The sequence below is a fragment of the Bradyrhizobium sp. CIR48 genome (assembly GCF_014198315.1).
Taxonomy (GTDB): Bacteria; Pseudomonadota; Alphaproteobacteria; order Rhizobiales; family Xanthobacteraceae; genus Bradyrhizobium.
Window position 1 is genome coordinate 1 of record NZ_JACIHG010000035.1, and the last position, 1,429, is coordinate 1,429.

At 65.7% G+C, this 1,429-nt stretch carries 3 protein-coding genes; 2 read left to right on the forward strand and 1 reads right to left on the reverse strand.

What is annotated here, in order from left to right; all coding sequences use genetic code 11:
• A partial coding sequence (locus tag GGD66_RS41940) for a hypothetical protein (protein WP_246789207.1) occupies nucleotides 1–192 on the reverse strand: 192 nt, incomplete at its 3' end.
• Between GGD66_RS41940 and GGD66_RS41070 the strand changes: the two genes are divergently transcribed.
• A complete protein-coding gene (locus tag GGD66_RS41070; RefSeq protein WP_246789206.1) occupies nucleotides 100–807 on the forward strand; it encodes a glycerophosphodiester phosphodiesterase family protein in 708 nt (235 codons plus the stop codon). The genes GGD66_RS41940 and GGD66_RS41070 overlap by 93 nt on opposite strands.
• Nucleotides 804–1,429: alkaline phosphatase (locus GGD66_RS41075; protein WP_183262285.1), on the forward strand; the 626-nt coding region annotated here is incomplete at its 3' end. The genes GGD66_RS41070 and GGD66_RS41075, both read left to right, overlap by 4 nt.

Consider the following 1,429-nt stretch of genomic DNA (forward strand, 5'->3'; position numbering starts at 1 on the left):
TGGTTCATCAAGGGTCTTGTCGACAGCAGCAAATAGGGACTGATCATGGTTTTCATCGCCGGGCATCGCGGCGGACGCAATCTTTGGCCGGAGAATAGCCTGACGGGCTTCCGCAACGTGTGCAGGGAAGGGGTCGACGCAGTCGAGTTCGACGTCCATCAGAGCACGGACGGCGGGCTTGTCGTGATCCATGATCCGCTGCTCGACCGCACCACATTCGAGAGCGGGCCGGTGGGCGAGCGCAGCTTGCGGCAACTGACGGCAACGCGTCTTCGTGATGCCGGCGATGAATGCATTCCGACCTTGGACGAGGTGCTCGACGTGTTCAGCGAATCCACGCTCGAGCTCCACATCGAGATCAAGACGGATGCGCTTGGCAATTCCTATTCGGGCCTCGAGGCGCGGCTGATCAGCGAGATCAAGCGTCGGGGCCTGGAACGGCGTGCAATCATCACCTGCTTCGTGCCCGGCGTGATCGAGACCGCGCTCCGGCTGTGGCCGGAGGCGCGGGTGCTCGTTTCGCTCGACCGCCGTTCGGCGGAGATGATGGGCGGAATTGAGCCCGCGTTGACCCAATTGGCTGCCATTCCCGGCTGCATCGTCGCGGTCGAAAAATCGCTCCTGGGGCTCGCGTTGCCGCTCGCCCTCAAGATGCTCGGATCCGAGCGTCTCGGTGCATGGGTGACCAACGAGCCGGAGGATATCGCTTACTGGCTTGTCCAACCGGTGCGGCAGATCACGACCGATCGGCCGGATCTCGCCGCGAGCATTCGCCGCAGGCTCGAAACGATGCCGGCGCGCCCATGATTCCCCGTCGCCGCTTTCTCGTGGGATCGCTGGCGAGCGCCGCCTTGGCTGCGCCCGCCGGGTTCGTGCGGGGAGCGCCGGTTTCGCTCAGCGCAGATCCTTTCACGCTCGGCGTTGCGTCCGGATGCCCGCGGGAAGATCGCGTCATCCTGTGGACCCGCCTTGCTCCGCAGCCGCTCGAGGGCGGCGGCATGCGGGACGCGGCAGTGGACGTCGAATGGCAGGTTGCTGGCGACGAGGCCTTTGCGCGCATCGCCTCCCACGGCGTCGTGCGGACGACCGCGGAGCTTGCGCATTCCGTGCACGCCGAGGCGACGGGGCTGCGGCCGGATCGCGTTTACTGGTACCGCTTCCGCGCCGGCCCGGCGCTCAGCCCGGTCGGACGCACCCGAACCGCGCCCGCCAGGGCGGCGCGGCCTTTCCGCTTTGCTTTCGCATCCTGCCAGCAATACGAGCAAGGCTATTTTACCGCCTACCGCGACATGGCCGCGCGCGATCTCGACCTGGTCGTGCATCTCGGCGATTACATCTACGAGAAATCCTGGGGATCGCGCCACGTCCGCCAGCATGGCGTTGGAATTCCGACGACGCTCGAGGAATTCCGCAACCGCTACGCGCTCTA